Below are 22,642 nucleotides of genomic sequence, written 5' to 3' on the forward strand. Positions count from 1 at the left end.
CACTTTTGGGTTGATAAGCCTCGATAAATACAAGAAATATCGAGCTTAATCGCCAAGTTTCGCGAAATCCTCCGTTACAGCTAACATAGCTAAGAGGAAAGAAGATTTTGTGTTTTAGCATATGAAGAGATGTATTAGCATAGAGTGATGTATAGCCTATTCTCTCCCCCCTCTTTGTGAGGGGTATTTTTGTTTTCTGAACGTTTCTCACTTTATTTGCTCAAGAATGAGGTGTAAAATGAATGAAGTAAAGAATGAATACATATTCAGGAGGTTATTTGATGTTTCGATCACTTGAAGATTTTGTACGAACATGGGAACGTGAGACGGCTCAAACAGTTAAACTAATGGATCATCTAACAGATGAATCTCTTTCACAGCAAGTAGCGCCAGATCATTTTACACTTGAAAAGCTAGGTGTTCACTTGTCACAAGCGATTACTTATATGATGTCGAGTGCTGGGCTCGATCTTCAACCGATGAAGGAACGTGAATCCTTTAAGGCAGAAGAAATCTCAGCTTTGTATAAAGAAACTGCTGAAGAGTTCGTGAGCACTCTTCAGGAGCAGTGGAATGATGAGAAGCTAACAGAAACAACCACATTCTTTGGCAGTGGGACAACTTACGGAACGATTCTTCTTCTCTTGCTCCAACATCAGACGCATCATCGAGGACAAATGACAGTGCTTATGCGCCAGGCTGGTCTTACTGTACCTGGAATGGTCGGACCATCTCGTGAAGAATGGGCAGCAATGAAAGGGTAAACCTTTAAATGAAAGAGACTTTCTTTAGTAAAAAGAAAGTCTCTTTTTCTATGATATAAAACGCTTTAAGTGAACGGTTATGATCGTTAGGGATTAGAGGAATAAAAGAAACAGACAAATGGACAGCCTCTTGTACATATACTGCCTGTGAAAAGAGGTGGGGACGTGGAGCATGAAGAGCAGCAATTTTATCAACGACTAAACTGCGCACAAACAACAGACAAGGCGCCATTATTTCGTGCTGAGGCCTTTGATCCGATTCAAAAAGAAATAAAGAGAATCAGCTTAGAGGATTACCGGGAGAAATGGGTCATTCTTTTTTTCTATTCTAGCGACTTTACGTTTGTCTGACCGACAGAATTAGCAGCGGTCGCTGCTATTTATCCTGAGCTTCAGGCTATGAATACGGTAGTCTTAGGAATTAGTACAGATAGCGTTTACGCACATAAGGTTTTCACCGAAGTATCCCCGGCTGCATCGAAAGTGAATTATTTGCTTGTGAGTGATCGAAATCATAAAATCAGTCGAGATTACCGTGTATTAAATGAAAATGCGGGTGCTACCTATCGAGGAACGATTATTATTAACCCAAAAGGTGTGATCGTCTCAAAAATGGTTTATCCTGTTGAGGTAGGTAGAAATGCATATGAGATTCTAAGACTAATTCAGGCACTTCAATATAATGAGAAGACAGGAAAAAGCGTTCAAGCCAATTGGGTACCTGGTCAGCAAGGGATCAATCGGAACGCAACTTATATAGGAAGAGTATAGAGCTACGGTTTACCGTAGTTTATTTTTTCGCGGTTTTCCCATCTAACTATTGAATTCTTGGTATCATCATAAATAGAGTTCCTTTTAAGGGTAGGAATGGTCATAACTATGGGACTTTTGATCAAGGAAGGCAGGATGATTCATTATTAATCCAACCAAACAATCAAAGATATTCGACAAGCACGCAAAGATGTATGAGAAAAGAAGAAAGAAAACAACCATAGATACAAAATTTCGAAAGAAACTTTTAGCTAAAGCGAGTGGTGATGTTTTGGAATTATCGGTGGGAACAGGAACGAATTTCCCACTATACCCTAACATTCATTCACTAACAGCAGTTGATTTTAGTGAAGAGATGGTTCGCTATGCAAGAGAGGCTGCAAAAGAAACGCAGTATCCCTGTACGATCGTCGAGGAAGATGTAGAAATGGTTGATTTCAAAGAAAATACCTTTGATACGGTCGTCTCTACCTTATCTATGTGCTCCTATCCTCATCCCAACGTTGTATTGGAGCAAATGGCGAAGTGGTGTAAACCAGGTGGACAATTATTACTGTTTGAACACGGAATAAGTTCGAATCGCATAGTTTCACATCTTCAAAGGAAGTTTGATCCAATAGTATCAGAAAAAATCGGATGTCACCTTGATCGGAATATAGTCCAACTTGTAGAAAATTCTAGTCTTCGTGTGACAGCAGTGGAAAGCCATTTATTGGGTATATTTCATCTCGTTTTTGCAACAATAGAATGATAAGTAAACCTCTCTCTGAGCTACATAATGAGAGAGGTTTTTTTCTATAGATTTTATTCAATTCCTCTAATTTTGTCGAAAGTTGACTTCTTTTTGGGTTAACGTTCGAATTGGAAGAGGAGTGTGATTTAATAGAAGGGATCACTTCCAATTAATTTCCTAGATAAGACGAATGACTTCTTTCCACTAATTGATAACAACCTACTTCTCCTACTGCCTCTCGAATAAAGAAAGCTACCGCATTTATAAATCAGATGAAACATTTAACAAGTTGAAATCGTTTAATAGATTGATTCTTTTTGAATAAATTGACATATACTGTCATAAAAACAGTTGATCTAACGAATTTTTATAACGATAAGGTTACGGTTAGATTACAACCATGTTACAATGGAAGTGTTAATTCAAACGAAAGTGTGGCTACAACTATGTGTGGTTTTGTTGGAGTGTTACGTACAGAACCAGGAAAATCGGACCGTTACGATCATTCGGATTTTGTGAAAAGGAATCAAATTATTACACACAGAGGACCAGATGACGAAGGTTATTATACAGATGAATCGATTTCTCTTGGTTTTAGAAGGCTTAGTATTATTGACCTTGAAAGTGGGCATCAGCCTTATCATTACGAAAATAAGCGATATTGGATGGTTTTCAATGGGGAAGTTTATAATTATGTAGAACTTCGTGAACAGTTGAAGAGAGAAGGTTACACGTTTGACACGGAATCGGATACAGAAGTGGTTCTTACGTTATTTGTACATAAAGGGGAGAAGGCGTTCGCTGACTTAAGAGGAATGTTTTCGATTCTTATTTGGGACAAGCTAGAAAAGAAATTAGTGGGCGCACGCGATCCTTTTGGAATTAAACCCCTTTACTATATGCAGAATGATGAGGAGCTGATTTTTGCTTCTGAGAAAAAAAGTATTACAATGATAGAAGAATTCGAAGCCGTGAATCCTTCTGCTCTTCAACATTATTTAAGTTTTCAATATGTACCAGAACCGCTAACGATGACGGAAGGAATAAAGAAGCTTGAGCCTGGTCATTATTTTGTTAAAAAGCATCATGAGCCCATGGTGATGAGACGCTATTTCCATGCGACATTTAAACCGATCACGACAGAACGAAATTGGGTGAAGGACATTCAGAATGTTCTTTATGATTCCGTTAATTTTCACATGCGAAGTGATGTCCCAGTTGGCTCGTTTTTGTCTGGGGGGATAGATTCTTCCATTATCGTTTCGATGGCCAAGAAATTTAATCCTCAAATTAAAACATTTTCTGTTGGCTTTGAACGAGACGGATATTCAGAAGTTGATGTTGCCAAAGAAACAGCTGATAAGCTGGACGTTCCAAATTATTCTTACATGATTTCTGCAAAAGAGTATGTTCAAAAGTTACCAAAAATCATGTGGCATATGGATGATCCACTTGCTGATCCAGCTTGTGTTCCGCTTTATTTTGTTGCAAGAGAAGCACGGAAGCATGTAACGGTTGTCCTCTCAGGTGAAGGGGCAGACGAACTCTTTGGTGGATACAACATATACCGCGAGCCCGATGCGCTCCGTCTTTTCAAGCCTATGCCGGTAATGATGAAAAAAATGGTAAATCGCGTTGCTCAAGTTTTTCCTGAAGGAATGCGAGGAAAGAGCTTTCTTGAGCGTGGATCCACACCGCTCTCAGAGAGATATATTGGTAATGCGAAGATGTTCGAAGAAAGTGAAAAGAAAGAGCTTTTAACGACTTATTATCAAAACGAGCATTATCAAAAGATCACAAAACCGTTCTATCAGAATGTGAAGAAAGATAATCTAGTGAATCAAATGCAATATGTTGATATTCAAACGTGGTTACGAGGAGACATTCTTTTAAAAGCGGATAAGATGACAATGGCAAATGCGTTAGAACTTCGTGTGCCGTTTCTTGATAAAGAAGTGTTCCGAGTAGCACGTGAAATTCCAGTTTGTGAAAAAATTGCAGATGGCACAACAAAATCAATTCTTCGTAAGGCGGCACGAGGTGTTGTGCCAGACCATGTTCTTGACCGAAAAAAACTTGGTTTTCCTGTGCCGATACGTCATTGGCTAAGGCAAGAATTGTACGAATGGGCGAAGCAGCTTATTCATGTGAGTGAAACAGATTATTTGATTGATAAATCACTTGTGATGAGACTTCTTGAAGCGCATAAAGCTGGAAAAGGTGATTACGCAAGGAAAATTTGGACCGTGCTAATCTTTATGCTCTGGCACCAAATATTTGTTGAAGGCGTGTATTCCTTTGAAGAGCTTCAGCAGGAAGATGAAATTGTAAGCAAAGTAGCAACATATCGCTAAATAAAAAAGGTGACCTCATGAGGTCACCTTTTTTATATGATTTTTGGTTTGTATCCTTACGAGTGCCGTTGTTCAATTTGGATTAAACGTTTCTCAATGGGCTTGTAATCCTCCTGATGCCCTGTAAATACAGCGAGATCATAGAGACGCTGCAGGAGATAATCTCGATCAAGATCATAGATGAATTCTTTTGGAATGTGATCCATTGAATTTTTGGCGAAGTTCCATACAACATCCAGTTTGTCCTTACTAATGGATTGTGAAACCATGCTAAGTGCTGAAATGATTTCCGTAATGATTGGATAGTTATCACCGGCGTAGTGTCTTAAGTACCCAAATCCTCGATAAAGGTAATAACTGAAGTCTTCAGCATCCATTACAACTCTTACTTGTTTTTCATGATCGGCAAGGTACGGCGTGAAGGTAATGTCTCGTTCCACTTCAAGAAGGAGGTCAGCCATTTGATGAATAATGGTGATTGAAGTTTGGGGGTCATCGTTACCGAGTGATTTCACTCCAATTTCTGATAGCTTGGTCATCCCCATCTTTAGGTCCTGAATTTCTGTTTCTTTATAACCTAATTCAATAAAGCTGCAATATTTTTCTGGGTTAACCCGTTCAGCCCCGGCACCCCAATATGAGAAGAAGCGGTTACCTTCTAGAACATAATCTCCTACTTTGTTATGGAGTTTAATAATAACTTGGTCCTTCCGAGCTTCGTCAATCATCGTTTTGAAATCAATGAGCTGAATATAGCCAGATTTAGGAGCTGTAATAAGCGTTTCGGTCTCCCGTTCTTTTTCCATTAAATCTCCTGGTTCTTCAGCACGGAATTGTTCGAGATCGTTTCGAAGCGTTTCTCTTACAATGGAAATGGATTCTTCCTTCATGTTTGTAGCTATATTGTGTACTTGCATCCAACTCGTAGCGTGGTTAATAAAGAAAATAAACGTCACAACGGTTATAAATGCGAGTAGTACGGTCATGCCGGGTATGGCTACAAAATATTCGTCTTCTTTGCTCGTAATAAATAAGAAAATGACGAGAACATAAACAAAGCTACCGTGGAATATTCCAATGAAGTGCTGTGTCGTTCGGTCAGCAACGAAGTTAAGAAGCATTCTAGGTGAGAATTGCCCGCTGAACGTTGTGAGAACAACGAGTAACGAGTTGAGTGTAAAGGCGCTAAGAGTTAAAATACCGCCTATGAGGGCACTAATTAGCAATCGTGTTGGCTGAGCTGTTGTGCGAAACATCTCAGGCGCATATCTAGATAGTTCAAAAACTAAATCAAAATAAAGTGTGACAGCTACAAATACAAAGGCTCCTAAAATGTATAAGCCAGGCATATACCAAAGCGTGGCCTGAAGTTCATGCTTTCGAATGCGTTTAGACATTTCGAAATATTTTCGTAGCTGCCATGGTAATAATTTTTTTATCATGGCAAGGGGCTCCCTTCAATTTCATCACTAACACTTTAGGATTCCCCTAAGAGTGCGGCGTTAAACCGTGTGAGCAGGAATTCCTTTCTTTTTTTTATATCTGGTTCAAAGGATGGGTATGATGTTCCAAGGGATAAACCTTGTCCCTCGTTCAACTGTGAATATGAAGATGGGATAGAGGAGATAGTAATAGAATAGAGGATTAAATTGAAGGTGATGAATCATGATATCAGAAGTATCAATACTGTGGATTTTAATTGGTATTGGTGTTCTTTTGTTTGCTTACAGTCTTAGAAAGCCGCCAATAAAGGAATGGCTTCTCTTCTTTTTGTTAACTGGCTATTTGTCATCGATTATTGGTGTCATTGTGGTTGAAGAGAATTTGCTTTCCTATCCAGTGAACTTGTTTAATACGCATTTCGATTCCAGTTTTACATATGAATATATCTTATTTCCTGTATTAGGCGTTTACTATTATCAGAGTACTTATCGATCTGGATGGATCGGTTTTATCATGAAGGCTGCTGTTTATTCTTCTATTATTACCATTGTGGAATACTTTTTAGAAAGATACACCAACCTTATACACTATATAAGCTGGACTTGGATGTATACATTTATCAGTACAATCTTTGTGTTAGTGCTCATCCGTATGATTGTCAAGTTCCTGCCACCCGTTAAAAATTAGCGAAGGGATTTAACTGGTATGTGCATGATTAGAAGGAAAGGAATGAATACTATCTTCAGAGTAAACTGAATGGAGGTAGTTACTTTGTTAAATAAACTGATTGCCGTCTTAGGAATAACTTTCATACTCTTTGTTCCGATCGCACAAGTTGGAGCTGAACCACCTTCTTATGCGAAGTGGGGGAAAACAGCGATTCAAGAGACGAGTCAAAGGTATCCCGATCAACAAATTACAGACTACAGATATGATGGGAAGGTTTTTATATCCGATGTACGTGAGCAATACGATTTTGAATTTACGTTAAAGCAAAATGGACAATCAAGGGAGATCAGAGTGTATGTCCTTGTTAACCCTAAGAAGGACCAGTTAATCGATGTGAAATATGATGAGATTGAAGAATTTCAATAATCCTTATGAAAAAGTCAGCCATACCGGCTGGCTTTTTGTTGTGTTTTTAGGAAAAAAGGAATTTAGCGAGTTAAATCGAATGATATATGAATACAGAGAGGGTTATTTATTGAGAAGAGGAGAGGAAGACCATGAACATTATTAAGCGTAAAACAGATGTTGAGACGTTGTTGAAGAATTTTGAGCAAATTGCTGAATTTGACCAAATAGGTCAAAAACATTACCTCGTTTTTGACGATACAGAAAGAGAAGGACAGTGTACGGTCATGAAATATCAAGGTGCTTCATTTTCCGTGCATTGCAAAGGAGCCTCTTATTGTGATGATCAGGAAAAGTATTTAGATGATCGTGCACTAATAGGTTTCTTATGGAAGCGACGTAAGGCCGTTAACATGATTCTTCGAGAAGTTCTTAAGGAAAAGGTTTCTTAACAACCGGAGCTTCTATCGTGTGGAATCATCTAGGAACTCTTTTGAATAAGCATCGGTCCTGAAGAAATGCTCTCTTTCATGTAAACTGTATACGTAGATAAAATGCAGTACTGAATTGAGGGACTCTTTGTGATTGGTGTATTTATTGAAATTATTGTACCCGTGTTCATTCTCATTGGCATCGGTGTTTTACTGCATCGTATTTTTCAATTTGATTTGTACACACTTGCGAAAGTAAATATTTATTTCATTGTGCCAGGCTTTATTTTCTTGAAACTGTATGAAACAGCTTTTTCGCTATCGTTGTTTTTATCGGTGCTTACTTTTTTTAGTTTGTTAATTGTGATTTTATATGTTGTTTCTTATTTAATTAGCCGTTTATTCGGCTATAGTAGAAGTGTACGCGCATCGTTTACAAACAGCATCTTATTCTATAATTCAGGAAACTATGGCGTACCGGTAAATGATCTTGTTTTTAAGCATGATCCGTTTGCTATGTCGATTCAAGTTATCATCTTAACGTTTCAAAACATTCTTACGTTCTCATGGGGAATCTTTTCTTTAAAGACGGTAGAAGGAAATAAATTAAATGCGCTTCTTGGGTATTTTAAAATGCCTGTATTATATGCGATGGTTCTTGGAGTCGGATTTAATTTACTCCATGTGGAACTGCCTGAATTTGTATTAATTCCAGCAGGGTACATTGGTGATTCGATGGTGGCGATCGCTTTGTTAACTTTAGGAGCTCAAGTGGCCCAGCTTCGGTTCGCTAAAAATTTATCTGTTGTTTATGTAAGCTTAATGCTACGTCTGTTGATTGGACCTGCCATTGCACTGGGGATTATTTTTGTACTAGGTATTGACGGGGTTACAGCTCAAGCGTTATTGATTTCATCAGCCATGCCGACAGCTGTGAACAGTGCTATTATTGCTCAGGAGTATGAAAATGAGCCGGAACTCTCTGCACAGATTGTACTTGCCTCAACCGTTCTCAGCATGATCACAGTTACGGCTGTTATTTCATTAAGTCTCTGGTTGTTTTAGATGGACTGGTACTCTTTTGTCCTAATATTGAAAGGGAGAAAGTGTACGGAACTGGAAATCGCAACCATTGATTTTTAGTAAACGAAGGTGTAGAGTATAGTCATAAGCAATACCCATTTCCTGCAACGCACGTTAACAACGGTTGTCTCAAACCGATGCTAGTTTTCCGGGAACTCTAAATCCAGTTGCTAATAACAAGCCGGCCTTCTGAGCGGGACGTTAAAGGTAGCTGTGCGGGTACCCACCTGCTTTTACGCGGGCTTTGAGACACTTATAGTGACGACGAAGCGGGGTTGGGTTTAAATTTGCTTATTTTTTCTTTTTAAATTAAATGGTGCTGTACATATAAAAGGCATGGAAGCGACTTCGCTTCCATGCCTTTTTTGAGTATTGGTGTTTCGACATCGTTCGAGTTAAAACGGGCGGTGCCTGTCACCGCCTAAGACCTTACGTGAAATACTCTAGCTTTGCATTTGGAAAGAACTTATCTATATAGCTTCCGAATGTGTCTTTCATGTCCTGCTGCTGATCCTTCTGATAAACGTACTTTCCAATACCATATTTCCCCCATTTATAAAGGCGATCTTCTTCTTCCATTTCAAGCTTAGACATTGGGTAATTTTTTTGAATAACGCGCTTAGCTGGTTTTGTGAATCGATGCTGGATGAGTTCAAATGTTAAGTCTTTCGTTGCGCTCTTAGGAAGTTTGGCTTCTAACTTCTCAAATAGAGTCAGATAGCCCTGCTTCCAATCATCGTACAAATAGATAGGCGCGATGATGAAGCCCAGTGGGTAGCCTGCTTCAGCGACTTTAGCGGCTGCTTCGATGCGCTCATCAAGTCTGGAAGTTCCGGGTTCTAGAAATTTAATAACGTAATCCGCATTCATACTGAAGCGGAACCTTGTTCTTCCCTGATGATTCGCATCTAGTAGATGATCCACATGTGCAAATTTCGTCACAAATCGAAGACGTCCATGATCAGATTTTCCAAAGTATTCAATCGCACGTTTCAATGTATGCGTTAAGTGGTCAATGCCAACGATGTCCGATGTACAGGATGCTTCAAATCGGGTAGGTTCAGGTGCTCGTTCTTGCATGTACTTTTCTGCAGCATCAAAAATATCATCTGTATTTACATACGTGCGTATGTAGGGTTTGCTGCCCATCGTTGTTTGGAGATAGCAATAATGACAGTGCCCCATACAACCAGTTGCAAAAGGGATCGCATATTCCGCGGAAGGTTTAGACGTATCAAATTTCAACGTTTTCCTTACCCCAACGACGAGAGTAGATTTAGCGACTCGATATTGCTGGAAGTGATTATCCCCAGGAAGGTTTCGTACTTGATTGTGTGATGTTGTTTCCCTAATCTCAATATCCATTTTAGAGAACTTCTCGTGTAGTTCCCGTCCAAGTGGATATTCTAACGCTCGTGGTTCCATGTAGACGAGCTGTGGTACAAAGGGTTTGACCAATGGAAGCCCTCCTATTCTATGGATCCAAAGTATGTGGCATAGGCCTGTTCAGCTTCTGCTTCTGAATGATAGATCGCCATATCAGAATCAAGCGGGTAGTATGTTTCATACAAAAATAAGGCAAGCTTACCAGGTTCATCAGGATCGTTCACAACGGCTGCTTCCTGAATGTTAGCCACGCTGTACGTATGAGGATTGCGGTACATCACATAGACAACATCACCTGCTTGGTAGTCTTGTCCTGACTCGTAAGTGGAATCGTGCAAGTCCATTCTTTATCACTCCTTCAAGTTCTTCTTCCTCATTGTTCCACAAGAGTGACATTTCCTTTCTGGTAAATAACGCCTATTTTAGTCATGAAGTCTAAAACGAGCGCATACGATGTTCTGTTGACTTAAAAGTAAGGGAGGTGCGTGAAGGCATGATGAGTTATTTCATGAAACTATTGCCTTCACTAAGTTTTAGTGACAGAGTATTTGCTCGTTTGAAGCTATATCGAAAAATGAGAGGTGGGGTATGGTACAAAGTTTCTGATCGTATCGCTCCGAAGAAAAGCATATGGGTGAGGAAATTAGAGAATCCAGAAGCGTATTATGTATGGAAGAGAGAAGGACATTAGAGCTATTGCAAAGACGCCGAATTCAACGGCGTCTTTGCTTATATACGACACAATATGACAATTAACGGGTGGTGACAGGCACCGCCTACCTATTGCAACCATCCATACAATACGTTACTCAATGGTTCGAGTATGAAATTCACGATCGTAAGCGGGGTTGGGATATGGATGTGAAGTTTATTTAGAACTAAGAAAGTAAAACTGATACATAGAAGGATGCTATATACCCAAAGGTCTTTCAATTGCTTTTTCTTTCGTAATTTGGCTGCTTCCATAACGGTAACTAGAATCGAGGCTACACCGACAGCGATAATAAACCACATCGTTTTACTCACCATCCTTTCTTTGAACAGAATCGGTGATGTTTCCGGTACGTTGAATGGTGGCGTGGATGGTGTAATCCACTTCGACGTTTTTAAATTCCTCATTCCAATGGTTTTTCAACATTCGCCATTGATCTGGATGTTCGCGATGAATGAGGGCACCAAAACCTAAGATGTCACTGTTGAATTTATCTTGACTTGCAGAAACAGCTGACTCCATTTTAGATTGAATGTCTTTTTCGACCATTGCTTCTAACATTCGTATTGTCCTTGGGTTTGTAAGATCCACATTACATTCCAAATCACCTACATTCCCATCTACTCGAACGGTTGCCTCGATATGTGGGACGTTCTTCTCCATGTGTCCCTCAATGGACAATTTTGCACTAATGATTTCAATGGAAGCATTCTTCTGTGAACAAGGGACATTTACAATAGTACTTGTGACATTGTTGATAAAATAATTAAAACCTTTACTTTCATCCTCGTTCAACCAGCCGATTAGTTTATCTCCTTTGAAGACTCCGATATGAGCAATTTGAATAGTAGTTGAGGGCTCTGTTTTTTCGAGGTTTTTGCTATTCTTGCCTACATTAGGATCGCCATTGACAACAATCCCAGTAAGTACAGCCTCAATTCCTTCATTAGACAGCTTATTTAATAATTCATCAAGCTTTACTGCATAAGTAGGGGCCCAGTTTTGTTCAGACATTTTGAGTGAGGAGACAATTTTGCTAGACGAAATTTTATCCATAGGTGTTAAAATGTTTAGGAGTTGACCGGCGCGTGTGTCTTTTGCGATAACAAGAAGGAAGTCCGTTCTCATCTCATGGTCTCTAGAAAGAAAATCAAGCGATTGGACAATGCCGCTTTTGGCTGCTTCTTCGCCAAACACAATCATTTGAACATGAGAAAAATAAACCTTTCGAGGTGCTTGCACCGTTAATCTCCGAAAAGCTTCAAATAGCGTTTCGCCAGAAGAACGATATGTTGTCGTAGCCGTCCGATTTGTTGGACTATCTGAGGCGATTTCTCCTGGATTAATGATTTGAACGGTCAGCAAATAACCTTCATCGCTTTTGTCAATAGCGATGGCTGTAGCAATCGCTATTTCGTTAAGCTCTCTACTACTCCAACAGCTTGTTAACAGAAATAAACATGTTAACAAAGTGGCAAGTCGATATACGTAAGCTCTCATGTCCATGATCACCTTCTTATTATCCTCAAGTTAATTTGATTCTGGTTTTGGTGGAGGAGTGGTATTTCTTGTTTCATCGCCTTTGCTAATGAACGAAGGGCGTGTCCGTAGTTTCCAAAGCGGCGCACGTAGAATACTATCTTTTTGGTCTTTCGGGATAATGGGCGCCATAGGAGACATATATGGCACGCCAAATGAGCGCAAACTGCATAAGTGAAGGACCATTGCAATAATACCGATGATAATCCCAAATAAACCAAATGTTGCAGCAAGAAACATGAACGGAAAGCGAAGCACTCGAAGAGAAATGGCTAAGTTAAATGAAGGCATAACAAAGCTACTAATAGCTGTGATTGAGACGACGATTACCATTGCAGAAGAAACGATACCTGCTTCAACTGCAGCCTGTCCAAGAACTAGTGCGCCAACAATAGATATAGCAGAGCCAACAGCGCGAGGCATACGAATACCCGCTTCACGTAACACCTCAAAGGTAAGTTCCATTAACAAAGCTTCAATCAGTGCTGGAAAAGGCGTCCCTTCTCGCTGTGCTGCTAAGCTAATGAGAAGGGAGGAAGGAAGCATCTCTTGATGAAAGGTTGTCACAGCAATATAAGCAGAAGGTGTTAATAAAGCAAGGAAAAAGGAGATATATCGCAAGAAACGAACCATTACGCTTATATCAAAACGTTGATAGTAATCTTCACTTGATTGAAAGAATTGAACAAATAAAGTTGGGACAAGAAGGACAAATGGTGTTCCGTCAACGATTATGGCTACTCGGCCTTCTAATATGCCAGCAGCAATCGTATCAGGTCGTTCAGAGTTGAAGATCGTTGGGAAGGGAGTGTAGGTATTATCCTGAATATATTCCTCAATATAGGCACTTTCCAAAATGCTATCAGTATCAATTTTCGTTAACCGATCGCGCACTTCTTTCAAGATACTCTCATCAACAACACCTTTTAAATAAACGAGGGCAACATCTGTTTTGGTCTTATGGCCGATGGGGTTCGTTTCGATCCAAAGAGAGGGATCTTTGATTTTTCGTCTAAGCAGCGCGGTGTTCGTTCGAATTGTTTCCGTAAAACCATCTTTCGGCCCTCTAATGACAGTTTGGGAAGTGGGTTCATTAACGTCGCGATCCTTCCAGTTTCTTGAACCAATAGCAAATCCTTTAGACTCACCTTGAATAAGTATGATTGTATCTCCAGAAAGGAGATGATCATATAAGGGTTGAAAACGATGAATCTCTGTTAATTCACAGGCAGCAAGAGAGAAATGCTTTAGGATCTCATAAAAGCTAGCATGTTGTATGACGTTCATCGCTATATCCGTTTTTCGAATATCGAGCATCAATGGATCAATGACGCTTTCCTGGACCATTACTTTGTCTGCAAGTCCATCAATAAAAATGACAGCGATAAGTTTTGTCTCATCTGTACCAGAATGAATCTCTCTAATCGTTAAATCAGAACTTTCTCCTAGCATTTTCTTTATGTTCACTATGTTTTTTTTAAGATCCAGGCTAATGTCTTTAGAAGTACTATCGGTGGAAGAGTCCTTTTCATTACGTTTTTTGGTTTCCCTTAATCGCCTTATGCGTTTCATCACAAATCCCCCACATTATTTTCTTCATAAGTAGGTTTTCACATCGAATGGTTTTTATCCACCTCAACGTCATAAATCGATATGGGCATAAAACTGAGCGAAAATTCCCCTATTATGCATAAACGGCTCCGAAAGATGCATACTACTTTTGTATAAATATGTAAAAATGTTTTTGCTATGGTAAGTAGCGTATCTTTATCCAAAATAAACATGATGATACGAAACACATACCGTTATGAATTAGGAGAATAACAATGAACATTGTCCTCATTATCACGCTACTGTTTTTTGTTTTTTGGAAAGGCGATTGGAGAAATTGGGAAAAATACTATCCTAGTATGCTTTATATTGCTTTAGCAGCAACCGTTTATGAAACGATATCGTATGAAGAATTTCATCTTTGGGAGTTTAAAAAAGACATTTTCTTTAGTAAATTTAATGTTCATTTACTACATAACCTCGTTGTTAATCCTTTAGTTGTTCTACTTTATCTGTCTAATTATCCAATGCGAAAAAGAAGGTTTCTATACAATATGAAATGGATTTCAGGATTTTGGCTTGTGGAATGTATAGCATCTAAAGCTGAGATGATTACTTATCACAATGGATGGAACCTGGCATGGTCACTATTATTTATTATTGTGATGTTTCCGATGGTGCACCTTCATCACCGGAATAAAACGATTGCACTTCCATTATCGATAGGCATCTCGATGCTTCTATTAGTCATTTTTCGTTATGTATAATCGATAAGGAAGAAGTAAAACAATAAGGTTCCAGCTATCAAAAGGAGCGTCTGAGCGATGGCAAAGGAAATCATTAATACGCGTCAATTCTCATGGTTAGTTGCCTTATACATAATTGGAAGCTCCATCTTAATTATTCCTGCGGGTCTAGCTGCTGTAGCAAAACAAGATGCGTGGATTTCAGCGATCGTTTCAATTGGAGTCGGAACAATGCTCGTCGTTTTTTATGGGTATTTTATGAAGAAATTTCCTGATATGACGATTGTGGAAGCGAGTGAGAAAGTACTCGGTAAATGGATTGGTCAGATTGCATCGCTTTTATTTTTCACCTTTCTCTTTCTTCTTGCAGCTCTTGTCCTCAGAAATATTGGAGACTTTTTAACGACCCAAATCTTGATTGAAACGCCGCTATATATTATTTTCACCATCTTTATGATCGTCGTTATTATGGGCGCAAGTCTGGGGATAGAAACCATTGCAAGAGCATGTGAAATCTTTTTCCCTTGGATTTTCTGTCTGCTCATTTTGCTAACCATTCTCCTAGTGCCTGAAATGCAGTTTGAAGCGATTAAACCGATAATGGAAAACGGTGTTAAGCCAATTATCAAGGCTTCTATTCCCTTTATTGGTTTGCCATTTCTCGAATTAGTTGCCTTTCTGATGATCTATCGACACGTAGACAAACATAATAAATTGAGCATTTCATTCTTAAAAGGAACTGCGATGGGTAGCGTCGTTTTGTTTGTTATTATTTGTGCCACAATCCTTGTATTAGGAGCGGATTTCACAGCAAGATATACGTATCCTACGTATATTCTTGCAAAGAAAATTAGCATCGGGAAAATCGTCGAACGAATTGAAGTCATCGTGGCGATTGTTTGGATGCTTTCTATTTATTTTAAGTTAGTTCTTTTGTTCTACACCTCAGCACGTTCGTTAACGCATATCTTTCGCGTTCAAAACTATCGACTGCTGTTATTTCCTCTTGGAATAGGGAGCTTGGTTTTAGCACAAATTAGTTATCCTGACATTATTTATATGCAGGATTTTGTATCGAAAACATGGACCCTTTATGCATCGATCTATGGAGTTGGATTCCCCATGTTATTAATTCTAGTTGCAAAAGGTAGAAAGTTGATTTAATAGAACGAATTGGAGAAGAGCGTGCTAGCCTTAGTGTAGGTTTACCGTTGGTTCTTTACCATCTCCGTCCTAAAAGAAATAAGACCTATATACTCTCTGCAGGTGGTACCTTTAGGTATCGCCTGTTCTCTTTTTTACTATGGAGAAAAAGGTGATGATAATGGAATAATATGGTTGGTGATTAGCGGACAACTCATAATTAAATGTTGGTAAAGTTAAATGTTTGTATCTAAGAGTCATCTTACGACTATTTTTGAATGGAAAATCGACTTTTAAGGGGACGAAAGAGAGATTAGTTACATATAAAGAACAATAAGCAATGCTACAATCACGATTTTTCGCACTTACTGACTCAAGGATGTCACAGCATCTTGGAAGAAGGAGGATATCATTCATGGATGCTTATCAAATGATTACGTTCATTAAGGAACTTGAAAGATTAAAGGATACGACAAGAACTGCCTACATGAGAAGCGGTCGACGAGAGAGCGTGGCCGAACATTCCTGGAGGCTCGCAATGTTTGCTTTTGCTTTAAGCGATCAGTTTCCAGAGCTTGATACAAAACGAGTACTGATTATGTGCCTTGTTCACGATCTTGGAGAAGCATATGACGGGGATATCTCTGCTACGGTTCAAGTCGATCAAAAGGAGAAAGTACTAAAGGAAGAAGAGGCCGTTCAGCGTCTCACATCATCTCTTAGTGATAAGGGGAAAAATGACATTCTTACAATTTGTCAGGAGTATAATAGAGGCTCAACGAAAGAAGCTAAGTTTGTAAAAGCACTCGATAAAATGGAGACGATTATACAACATACCCAGGGCACGAATCCCCCTGGTTTTGATTATGAATTTAACCTTACTTATGGGAAAGAGTATGTGAAGGATCACGCTATTATGAAATCCATACGTGACGAAATTGATAAAGAAACGATAAAGAAAATGAATGAGCAAGCATGATCTTATAAAGCAGGGATGGGATTAGGTGAAAATAAGTTTAATACGACATGGAAAATCCGCCTGCGATTTTTCGGAACGGATAACTAGTGAGGCTTATCGCAAATGGGTTAGTCAATATAATAGAGAAGGCATATGTGATGAAGCTCCGAAACATGTTCAAGCTATTTTACAACAAGCACCGTTAGTATTAACGAGTGACTTGCCGAGGTCTCTAGAATCAGCGCAGCAGGCAAGTACGATTCAAAGCGATCCCATCTTCCGAGAACTGGAACTCCCCTTTTACAACATACGCTTCCTAAAGATCAAACCTCAAATGTGGACAGTCTTTTATCGGTTTCTTTGGTTTATTGGTTTATCAAACCAAGCAGAAACTCGAAAGGAAGCGAGAAAGCGTGCCAAGTTAGCCGCTGATGTTTTAGAGGAATGTGCAATGGCAAAGGAATCTCTCGTTTTAGTTGGGCATGGCTTTTTCAATCGCTTTATTGGACGGGAGTTAGAGAAGCGAAGCTGGAAGTTACAGGGAGATAAAGCCTCAGCCAATTGGGCTTGTGTTACGTATTGGAAAGAATAGAACGAATCATTTTACTTTTTATTTTTTGCTCGGATTTTACTATGTTGAAATATTTTCAGCAATGTTGTGTGCTTCAATAAACACTGTGTAGCTAATATAGTATGCGAGGTTATGAGATTACTAGTTACATGAAGTGATGAATCAAATAGTAATTCGCAAGAAAGAGACGCTATCTTAGCAAAATGTAATTGGTCAATTATTAAATTAAATCTGCTAGCTTATAAAGGGTTTTCAAAAAATAGAGGGGTTGTCAAAAAGAAAAAAGCAGGTAAAATGGACGCAAGGTTAAAGAAAACATTCGTTTTGCATCATAGAAAAGCATGCGAAACATATCATGGAAGTATAGAAAACAAACTGTTCCATACAGGAACTATTACAAGCTGGAAAGGGGAAAGAAACCATGAATCGTTCAGTGGTCTGTCCATGTGAGGGAGTTATCGAGAAAGTATTCGTCAAACATGCATCTCGAGTATATGAGTGGGAGCCAATGTTTGTCATTCGCAATGGACAGGGCAATACCGAGAAAATTACGCTTGGAGTAAGCGGGGAAATTTCTGAACTTCATGTGAAGGAGAATGATCGCGTAACTGGCGGTTACATTCTTGCCTCAATGAAAGAAGATGATTTTGTAACAGGAAGCGACTGATGCTCGCTCATAGCTGAGCACTGTGCTTGATGATCATAGAAGGAGCGAGATCTGACGCAAGCATGTTACGGTTTACCGTAGCGCTTGCGTCTTTCGTTTTTTTGATCCGATATGAGAATAATATCCAACTTATCCATATAATACTTTGCTGATCAAACTTTCTTATTTGTTTCTAACGAATATGTCTTGCAGGATGACTCTTTTTTTAGTAAAGTACACATATATTACACCCGAGATGGACAAATGTTTTTGTATGGAGGACACTATGAAGAAAATTGGACTGTTGCCACGTATTCTTATTGCCATTGCCCTTGGAATTGTTATTGGAGCTTATTTCCCTGAATGGACCGTACGATTATTTGCTACATTCAATGGGATTTTTGGAAACTTTCTAGGTTTCGCGATTCCTCTCATTATTATTGGATTTATTGCACCGGGAATTGGTGAAATTGGGAAGGGTGCAGGGAAGTTAATTGGGGTTACAACGTCAGTTGCGTACCTTTCTACGTTTCTAGCTGGTTTGCTAGCTTTCTTTGCTGCACGAAATTTATATCCTTTATTCCTTGAAACCGGGGGAGCCGCTTCAGAGATGGCGAATCCTGAAGAATCGTTATTAAAGCCTTTCTTCGAGGTTGAGATTCCTCCTATGATGGGCGTTATGACGGCACTCGTTCTAGCGTTTACACTTGGACTTGGCATGGCTGCGATGAAGGGGAATATGCTAAAAGGGGTTATGATTGAGTTTAGAACAATCGTTGAGAAAGTGATTAGCTACGTCATTATTCCATTACTACCGCTTCATATTCTTGGCATTTTCGCAAACATGACAAGTGCTGGACAAGTCCAAACAATCTTAAGTGTTTTTGCCAAAGTGTTCGTCATGATTATTCTTCTTCATATGACAATGCTTTTGATTCAATATAGCATTACTGGTGCAGCGACATCTCGTAATCCTTTTAAGCTTCTGAAAGGAATGATGCCAGCGTATTTTACAGCGCTCGGTACTCAGTCTTCAGCGTCTACTATTCCAGTCACGCTAAGACAAACGAAAAGGAATGGTGTACGAGAGAAAATTGCTGATTTCAGCGTTCCGCTCCTTGCGACTATTCACCTTTCCGGAAGCACGATTACGATTGTCTCGTGTGCGATGGCGGTTATGCTTTTGAATGGACAGGAGCCTACATTCGCTGCGATCATTCCATTCATCCTTATGCTTGGGGTTACCATGATTGCGGCGCCTGGTGTACCAGGTGGTGCTGTTATGGCGGCGATCGGACTGTTAGAAACAATGCTTGGATTCGATTCAACGATGATCTCACTAATGATCGCTTTATACCTTGCACAAGATAGCTTTGGTACAGCTTGTAACGTAACAGGTGATGGGGCTTTGTCAGGCCTTGTGGATCGATTAACATCGAAGAAAGCAACTTTGAAAGACACTGCAAAAGCAGGATAACATTTAGGACAGGCAGATGCCTGTCCTTTTTGATGTTCTCTCGCAATCTATTTCGTTCATAATAAGCCACCATTGCTGTAAGGTTTGTTTGAGAAAAAGGATTCTCCTATTATCCTCTCGAAATGAAAGTAGTTGGAGGAGGAGAGGAATATGAAATATACGATTTTGGAACAAAACAAAGGAAGTTGGAATAAAGTTGCTCATCATTTTAACGGGGTAGATGCGTTACCTGCGTATGGCCCTTTTGCTCAAACGGAGAACGAGCTCCAGCTATTTGATCAGCTTGAGAAAAGTAAAGTACTTGAGGTTGGGTATGGTAGTGGGCATTCATTACGGTATATGGCGAATAATGGAGCAGAAGAACTGTGGGGCGTCGATTTATCTGAAGAACAAAAACATAAGGCTGAGGAAACGTTATCAGGTTTATCCCCCAATCTTTTTTGTGCGCCAATGGAAGAAGAGATTGGCCTTCCTAAAAACTATTTTGATCATGTATTTTCTATTTATGCGATTGGATGGACAACAGATCTAAGGAAAACTTTCGCATTGATTTACTCTTACTTAAAAGAGGGAGGAAGCTTTGTTTTTAGCTGGGATCATCCTTTATATGTTCATTTGAAAAGTAAAGAAGGAGCAGTGACACTTAACGGTTCTTATCAAAATGAAGGCCTTCATACATTTGAAGACTTCAAAGGTGAAGGCGTCACCATGACGATCCATAAACGGAAAATGTCCACTTACATAAATGAATTAATCCAGGCGGGGTTTACGATAAAAACGGTGATTGAAAGTGATGTTTCTTCTTCTATGTCTGAGGAAGACATAACTGTTTCAGATCGATATTATTCTTTGTACAAAGCAAAGAAATTTCCAACTACGATGATTATTAAAGCGGTTAAATAAGTTAGTAAGCTCTGGATTTTGAGGGAGATATTATAGTTTTTCTATCGAATGATATGGAACTTATTGTAAGCTGATCCGTACTTTAAGAGAAGCGTTTCTTTCGAAGCAGAAGCCACTATCTCTTAGAGGGTGTGATTAATCTGGTTGTAAAATTCTTTTTTTGCATGGGCTTTTTAATAGTAGCTGTTTCAGTAGCAGGAGCGTTAAGTAAGATTTCTGCGTTCATTGAAAAACATTTGTTAAGTAAACTTGGCTCTTTTAACCGGTATGGGTTGCTTCTCGTTGTTACGCTACTGTTTGAGAGTGGATTAGTGGCCGCCATATCGGTCATGAGCGGCTGGAATTTCATCGATTCATGGTTCGTAGGAAGTATTTTGCTTATAGCTATTATTTGGCTACCCGCTTATTTTAGACCCTTTCAAGAAAACGCAAGTCGCACTGTTGGAAAGTTTCATAGTGGTTTTGAATCAGGTGCGGTTGCCATACATAGGGGAGGATCACGTCATCCCTTTTTTGTTGAAACACTTCTTTTTACGACGGTTGGACTCTTTGTTTCTTTCGGATATTATTTTCCATATTTCATTTAACGAAACGAGCACTCTTTGAAAGCAGATAAGTAGAGATGATTACCTTAATAAGTGTAGGAAACACCTATAAAAAAGGTGCTTAAGAAGTGAAATGGACCGTCATAACAAATAATAGGAGCTGAGTGATTGTTGAAATATTCTCTTTGTATCGGTGCTTACCCTGGTAAAGATGTGATTACTCATTTGGAGAAAGTGAAAGAACACGGCTTTCATGGACTCGAATATTATGATTGGACAGAGCTCGATCTAAAAGAAGTGGCTAAAGCACAACGTCGTATTGGGGTAGGAATTACAGCAACATGTACAAGGTCTTTCAATCTAGTTAATCCTGAAATGAGTGAGCTTTTTCTTAGTGGACTAACTGAAACAATTGAAGCATGCAAAAGGCTTGGAACAACTTCAATAATTACACAAACGGGGAACGTTATGATCGATGCGCCAATTAAGATGCAACAAGATGCCATGATTGATACTCTTAAGCGGAGTGCAGCGCTATGTGAAGAGTCTGGAATGGTGCTTGAAGTAGAACCTTTAAATGGCCTTGTTGATCACGAAGGGCACTTTCTTCAATATTCAGATCAGGCGGTCTCGATCATCGATCAAGTTGATAGTCCTCATGTAAAGCTTCTTTTCGACGTTTATCATCAGCAAATTACGGAAGGGAATGTGATTCGAAACGCGACGAACTATCGGAAACGTATCCATCACTATCATATCGCTGATAACCCTGGGCGAAATCAGCCAGGGACAGGTGAGTTAAATTATACGAACATCTTAAAAGCAATTAAAGAGACAGGGTTTGATGGTTTTGTTGGATTGGAATGCGGCTACACGATAGAAACGGATCGAGCTTTAGCGGAATTTAGAGAGACCATTTTAGAGCACGTTGAATAGTGGTTAGAAATCATAAAGAGCTACAAAAACCAGTGTTCCACTGGGAGTTGTAGCTCTTTATGGTATTATCCATTTAGTTTTCGTAATCCGTGAAGGTCGAGTAGACCAAATCCTACTTTCGAGAATATCGGAAGAACGATAAAGGCTAGAGTATCAATAATGCCTGCAGTTACGCCAACTCCTGATGACCCGAAAAACCATGCGGTAGGGTAAAGAACCCAAAAAGATGTTAAGTAAATCGCTACTCGCTTATAATGCTTTGCAAGTTGCTCGTTTGAACCATCCGCTATTTTCTTGAGCGGTCCCCATATAATGACTAATATGATGACGAGAGCAACTAGTCCCATTGTGTACCAAACATATTTTAGTGATTCAGATGAAAAATCTGCAATGAGACCAGTTAAAATCATGAATACATCAGCTGCAATCAAAGAAGCGATGAGTGTGCGATTGATTTTACTTTGGTAGAACATAGCAGTTAAGGCAAGTGATAGTAGTAAGAGAGGAGTCGAGACGACCCAATCTAAATAGCGTGCAAAATAAATCGTTTTTTCCGGTCTTTCTAATATTCCTTGCCCTAAAGCAATCGATAAATAAGCGACCCCAGACCATCCTGTGATTAGAATGGCAACAACATATTCATACAAGGGAACGCCTTTTGGGTTTCGACTTAGGAGATAAAAATAAATGGCGCTTGAGATCATGACGATAAAATAAAAAATGTGTAGCGAAATATCAATTGAATTCATGGTTTCACCTCTATATTCTTAACGTGATATCCATTATTGGCTTTGGGAAAGAATTTATTCATTATTAATAGAGTAATTATGGAATTTTGTTACTAAATACAAAGACTAGTTATATTGAAACAATCAA

25 protein-coding genes and 1 other RNA gene are annotated in these 22,642 nt (G+C 39.2%); 19 read left to right on the forward strand and 7 right to left on the reverse strand.

Going from position 1 to position 22,642, the window contains the following annotated elements; translation table 11 throughout:
* The first annotated feature begins 281 nt into the window (after positions 1–281).
* The 4 genes from AC0VYJ_RS07505 (at position 282) to asnB (ending at position 4,622) form a co-directional block, all read left to right on the forward strand.
* Positions 282–764 carry a DinB family protein gene (locus AC0VYJ_RS07505; protein WP_475367047.1) on the forward strand — a complete coding sequence of 161 codons (483 nt, stop codon included), beginning with the start codon at positions 282–284 and terminating at the stop codon, positions 762–764.
* 165 nt (positions 765–929) lie between these two features.
* Positions 930–1,535 carry a peroxiredoxin gene (locus AC0VYJ_RS07510; RefSeq protein WP_475367048.1) on the forward strand — a complete coding sequence of 202 codons (606 nt, stop codon included), beginning with the start codon at positions 930–932 and terminating at the stop codon, positions 1,533–1,535.
* A 190-nt stretch (positions 1,536–1,725) separates the two neighbouring features.
* Complete coding sequence (locus AC0VYJ_RS07515) at positions 1,726–2,286, forward strand: class I SAM-dependent methyltransferase (RefSeq protein ID WP_475367049.1); 561 nt, start codon at positions 1,726–1,728, stop codon at positions 2,284–2,286.
* 428 nt (positions 2,287–2,714) lie between these two features.
* On the forward strand, positions 2,715–4,622 hold the full coding sequence (gene asnB, locus AC0VYJ_RS07520; protein ID WP_475367474.1) for an asparagine synthase (glutamine-hydrolyzing): 1,908 nt from the start codon (positions 2,715–2,717) through the stop codon (positions 4,620–4,622).
* Between the two features lie 56 nt (positions 4,623–4,678).
* Here asnB and AC0VYJ_RS07525 read toward each other — a convergent pair whose 3' ends face one another.
* Entirely contained in the window at positions 4,679–6,064 is a 1,386-nt protein-coding gene (locus tag AC0VYJ_RS07525; RefSeq protein WP_283152468.1) for a DUF2254 domain-containing protein, read from the reverse strand.
* A gap of 223 nt (positions 6,065–6,287) precedes the next feature.
* On the opposite strand from AC0VYJ_RS07525, the gene AC0VYJ_RS07530 reads away from it, so the two are divergent.
* The 5 genes from AC0VYJ_RS07530 (at position 6,288) to ssrS (ending at position 8,933) form a co-directional block, all read left to right on the forward strand.
* A complete protein-coding gene (locus tag AC0VYJ_RS07530; protein WP_475367050.1) occupies positions 6,288–6,752 on the forward strand; it encodes a CBO0543 family protein in 465 nt (154 codons plus the stop codon).
* 84 nt (positions 6,753–6,836) lie between these two features.
* Positions 6,837–7,160, forward strand: coding sequence for a DUF3889 domain-containing protein (locus AC0VYJ_RS07535; protein ID WP_475367051.1), 324 nt, complete (start codon positions 6,837–6,839; stop codon positions 7,158–7,160).
* A gap of 131 nt (positions 7,161–7,291) precedes the next feature.
* A complete protein-coding gene (locus AC0VYJ_RS07540; RefSeq protein WP_475367052.1) occupies positions 7,292–7,591 on the forward strand; it encodes a hypothetical protein in 300 nt (99 codons plus the stop codon).
* 129 nt (positions 7,592–7,720) lie between these two features.
* On the forward strand, positions 7,721–8,635 hold the full coding sequence (locus AC0VYJ_RS07545; RefSeq protein ID WP_475367053.1) for an AEC family transporter: 915 nt from the start codon (positions 7,721–7,723) through the stop codon (positions 8,633–8,635).
* Positions 8,636–8,749: 114 nt separating this feature from the next.
* Positions 8,750–8,933, forward strand: a non-coding RNA gene (gene ssrS / locus AC0VYJ_RS07550) — 6S RNA.
* Between the two features lie 149 nt (positions 8,934–9,082).
* Here ssrS and splB read toward each other — a convergent pair.
* Both splB and AC0VYJ_RS07560 read right to left on the reverse strand, forming a co-directional pair.
* The gene (gene splB / locus AC0VYJ_RS07555) at positions 9,083–10,111 is read right to left on the reverse strand and encodes a spore photoproduct lyase (protein ID WP_475367054.1); all 1,029 of its coding nucleotides are present in this window, start codon (positions 10,109–10,111) and stop codon (positions 9,083–9,085) included.
* Between the two features lie 11 nt (positions 10,112–10,122).
* On the reverse strand, positions 10,123–10,383 hold the full coding sequence (locus AC0VYJ_RS07560; protein ID WP_404682603.1) for a transcriptional regulator SplA domain-containing protein: 261 nt from the start codon (positions 10,381–10,383) through the stop codon (positions 10,123–10,125).
* Positions 10,384–10,532: 149 nt separating this feature from the next.
* Here AC0VYJ_RS07560 and AC0VYJ_RS07565 point away from each other — a divergent pair, with 149 nt between their 5' ends.
* Positions 10,533–10,730 carry a hypothetical protein gene (locus AC0VYJ_RS07565; RefSeq protein ID WP_206759480.1) on the forward strand — a complete coding sequence of 66 codons (198 nt, stop codon included), beginning with the start codon at positions 10,533–10,535 and terminating at the stop codon, positions 10,728–10,730.
* Positions 10,731–10,819: 89 nt separating this feature from the next.
* Here the strand turns inward: AC0VYJ_RS07565 and AC0VYJ_RS07570 are convergent, their stop codons facing one another.
* Genes AC0VYJ_RS07570 through AC0VYJ_RS07580 form a run of 3 tightly spaced genes read right to left on the reverse strand, consistent with a single transcriptional unit; the run spans position 10,820 to position 13,862 of the window.
* Positions 10,820–11,053, reverse strand: a complete 234-nt coding sequence (locus AC0VYJ_RS07570; RefSeq protein WP_475367055.1) for a hypothetical protein — start codon at positions 11,051–11,053, stop codon at positions 10,820–10,822.
* 4 nt (positions 11,054–11,057) lie between these two features.
* The gene (locus tag AC0VYJ_RS07575; RefSeq protein ID WP_475367056.1) at positions 11,058–12,251 is read right to left on the reverse strand and encodes a Ger(x)C family spore germination protein; all 1,194 of its coding nucleotides are present in this window, start codon (positions 12,249–12,251) and stop codon (positions 11,058–11,060) included.
* A 30-nt stretch (positions 12,252–12,281) separates the two neighbouring features.
* Complete coding sequence (locus AC0VYJ_RS07580; protein ID WP_475367057.1) at positions 12,282–13,862, reverse strand: spore germination protein; 1,581 nt, start codon at positions 13,860–13,862, stop codon at positions 12,282–12,284.
* Positions 13,863–14,116: 254 nt separating this feature from the next.
* Between AC0VYJ_RS07580 and AC0VYJ_RS07585 the strand changes: the two genes are divergently transcribed.
* The 9 genes from AC0VYJ_RS07585 to AC0VYJ_RS07625 all read left to right on the forward strand — a co-directional run bounded on the left by AC0VYJ_RS07585 (position 14,117) and on the right by AC0VYJ_RS07625 (position 21,766).
* Positions 14,117–14,608, forward strand: coding sequence for a CBO0543 family protein (locus AC0VYJ_RS07585; protein WP_475367058.1), 492 nt, complete (start codon positions 14,117–14,119; stop codon positions 14,606–14,608).
* A 57-nt stretch (positions 14,609–14,665) separates the two neighbouring features.
* Positions 14,666–15,751 (forward strand): GerAB/ArcD/ProY family transporter, encoded by a 1,086-nt coding sequence (locus tag AC0VYJ_RS07590; RefSeq protein WP_430242388.1) that lies wholly within the window; start codon positions 14,666–14,668, stop codon positions 15,749–15,751.
* Positions 15,752–16,145: 394 nt separating this feature from the next.
* Positions 16,146–16,709, forward strand: coding sequence for an HD domain-containing protein (locus AC0VYJ_RS07595; protein WP_475367059.1), 564 nt, complete (start codon positions 16,146–16,148; stop codon positions 16,707–16,709).
* A 25-nt stretch (positions 16,710–16,734) separates the two neighbouring features.
* The gene (locus AC0VYJ_RS07600; RefSeq protein WP_475367060.1) at positions 16,735–17,280 is read left to right on the forward strand and encodes a histidine phosphatase family protein; all 546 of its coding nucleotides are present in this window, start codon (positions 16,735–16,737) and stop codon (positions 17,278–17,280) included.
* A gap of 400 nt (positions 17,281–17,680) precedes the next feature.
* Positions 17,681–17,926: a biotin/lipoyl attachment domain-containing protein gene (locus AC0VYJ_RS07605; RefSeq protein WP_226612333.1), complete on the forward strand. Its 246-nt coding sequence runs from the start codon at positions 17,681–17,683 to the stop codon at positions 17,924–17,926.
* 265 nt (positions 17,927–18,191) lie between these two features.
* Entirely contained in the window at positions 18,192–19,382 is a 1,191-nt protein-coding gene (locus AC0VYJ_RS07610) for a dicarboxylate/amino acid:cation symporter (RefSeq protein WP_475367061.1), read from the forward strand.
* A gap of 150 nt (positions 19,383–19,532) precedes the next feature.
* Complete coding sequence (locus AC0VYJ_RS07615) at positions 19,533–20,285, forward strand: class I SAM-dependent methyltransferase (protein WP_475367062.1); 753 nt, start codon at positions 19,533–19,535, stop codon at positions 20,283–20,285.
* Positions 20,286–20,416: 131 nt separating this feature from the next.
* The gene (locus tag AC0VYJ_RS07620; RefSeq protein ID WP_475367063.1) at positions 20,417–20,872 is read left to right on the forward strand and encodes a hypothetical protein; all 456 of its coding nucleotides are present in this window, start codon (positions 20,417–20,419) and stop codon (positions 20,870–20,872) included.
* A gap of 126 nt (positions 20,873–20,998) precedes the next feature.
* Positions 20,999–21,766 (forward strand): TIM barrel protein, encoded by a 768-nt coding sequence (locus tag AC0VYJ_RS07625; protein ID WP_475367064.1) that lies wholly within the window; start codon positions 20,999–21,001, stop codon positions 21,764–21,766.
* A 65-nt stretch (positions 21,767–21,831) separates the two neighbouring features.
* Here the strand turns inward: AC0VYJ_RS07625 and AC0VYJ_RS07630 are convergent, their stop codons facing one another.
* Positions 21,832–22,515 carry a bacteriorhodopsin gene (locus AC0VYJ_RS07630; protein ID WP_430242379.1) on the reverse strand — a complete coding sequence of 228 codons (684 nt, stop codon included), beginning with the start codon at positions 22,513–22,515 and terminating at the stop codon, positions 21,832–21,834.
* Positions 22,516–22,642: the final 127 nt, after the last annotated feature.

Source organism: Anaerobacillus sp. 63XJN7_5_ISO-PGPR-S23-430 (assembly GCF_056173695.1).

Bases quoted from the DNA above. Each gene is read 5' to 3' on its own strand.
- AC0VYJ_RS07505 (WP_475367047.1), top strand. From the start codon at position 282: ATGTTTCGATCACTTGAAGATTTTGTACGAACATGGGAACGTGAGACG.
- AC0VYJ_RS07515 (WP_475367049.1), top strand. From the start codon at position 1,726: ATGTATGAGAAAAGAAGAAAGAAAACAACCATAGATACAAAATTTCGA.
- asnB (WP_475367474.1), top strand. From the start codon at position 2,715: ATGTGTGGTTTTGTTGGAGTGTTACGTACAGAACCAGGAAAATCGGAC.
- AC0VYJ_RS07525 (WP_283152468.1), bottom strand. From the start codon at position 6,064: ATGATAAAAAAATTATTACCATGGCAGCTACGAAAATATTTCGAAATG.
- AC0VYJ_RS07530 (WP_475367050.1), top strand. From the start codon at position 6,288: ATGATATCAGAAGTATCAATACTGTGGATTTTAATTGGTATTGGTGTT.
- AC0VYJ_RS07540 (WP_475367052.1), top strand. From the start codon at position 7,292: ATGAACATTATTAAGCGTAAAACAGATGTTGAGACGTTGTTGAAGAAT.
- AC0VYJ_RS07560 (WP_404682603.1), bottom strand. From the start codon at position 10,383: ATGGACTTGCACGATTCCACTTACGAGTCAGGACAAGACTACCAAGCA.
- AC0VYJ_RS07565 (WP_206759480.1), top strand. From the start codon at position 10,533: ATGATGAGTTATTTCATGAAACTATTGCCTTCACTAAGTTTTAGTGAC.
- AC0VYJ_RS07570 (WP_475367055.1), bottom strand. From the start codon at position 11,053: ATGTGGTTTATTATCGCTGTCGGTGTAGCCTCGATTCTAGTTACCGTT.
- AC0VYJ_RS07575 (WP_475367056.1), bottom strand. From the start codon at position 12,251: ATGAGAGCTTACGTATATCGACTTGCCACTTTGTTAACATGTTTATTT.
- AC0VYJ_RS07580 (WP_475367057.1), bottom strand. From the start codon at position 13,862: ATGAAACGCATAAGGCGATTAAGGGAAACCAAAAAACGTAATGAAAAG.
- AC0VYJ_RS07585 (WP_475367058.1), top strand. From the start codon at position 14,117: ATGAACATTGTCCTCATTATCACGCTACTGTTTTTTGTTTTTTGGAAA.
- AC0VYJ_RS07590 (WP_430242388.1), top strand. From the start codon at position 14,666: ATGGCAAAGGAAATCATTAATACGCGTCAATTCTCATGGTTAGTTGCC.
- AC0VYJ_RS07595 (WP_475367059.1), top strand. From the start codon at position 16,146: ATGGATGCTTATCAAATGATTACGTTCATTAAGGAACTTGAAAGATTA.
- AC0VYJ_RS07605 (WP_226612333.1), top strand. From the start codon at position 17,681: ATGAATCGTTCAGTGGTCTGTCCATGTGAGGGAGTTATCGAGAAAGTA.
- AC0VYJ_RS07610 (WP_475367061.1), top strand. From the start codon at position 18,192: ATGAAGAAAATTGGACTGTTGCCACGTATTCTTATTGCCATTGCCCTT.
- AC0VYJ_RS07615 (WP_475367062.1), top strand. From the start codon at position 19,533: ATGAAATATACGATTTTGGAACAAAACAAAGGAAGTTGGAATAAAGTT.
- AC0VYJ_RS07630 (WP_430242379.1), bottom strand. From the start codon at position 22,515: ATGAATTCAATTGATATTTCGCTACACATTTTTTATTTTATCGTCATG.